Genomic DNA, 571 nt, shown 5'->3' on the forward strand with positions numbered 1-571 from the left:
GTCGGTACGCCGTCGGTACAGAAGGCTTGGTAGAGGACGGCGCGCATCGCGTCGTTTTTGTTGAAGGTCGAGCCTATGGGCTTCCATTCGGCTTTGCGCGGCTCGATCCAGCGGCGGTTGACGGTGTCGCCGTAGCCGAACACTTTATAAGACGAGCGTTTGTCTTTGCCGTATGTGAAGGACGAACGGGCGCAGAAGAGACCTTCGACGGTCAGGTTGTCATGGCCTTTGTCGGAACGCACGTTGAGGATGTAGCGGATGCTGCCGTCGGGAGAGGGCATGATTTGCAGGCTGCTGAGGAGGATTTTGGGCTGTTTGCCGTAGTCTTCGCTGACGTAGAGGTCGAACCAGTCGCCGGATTGGGTGTCGGGCAGGGGCGGGAGCGCGGTTTTTTGTTCGGCGAACTCGCGGGCTGCGGCTTCTTCCGGGCTTTCTTTGTAGCGTGTGTTGAAGGGGGTATCTTTTTCGCTGAATCCGGCGGCGTTGACTGCCGTGGCGGCGAGGCAGATGGTCAGGAGGGCGAGACGGCGCATGGTGTGCTCCAAAGTGAAAAACGGCTTTATTTTATGGG

General features: G+C 58.7%; 1 protein-coding gene. It reads right to left on the reverse strand.

Features of this window, described 5'->3' with window-relative positions; all coding sequences use genetic code 11:
• On the reverse strand, positions 1-533 hold a 533-nt coding region (locus ACTHUR_RS16565; protein WP_440399776.1), incomplete at its 3' end, for a CNP1-like family protein.
• Positions 534-571 lie beyond the last annotated feature (38 nt).

This window comes from Neisseria sp. P0021.S007 (genome assembly GCF_051956855.1).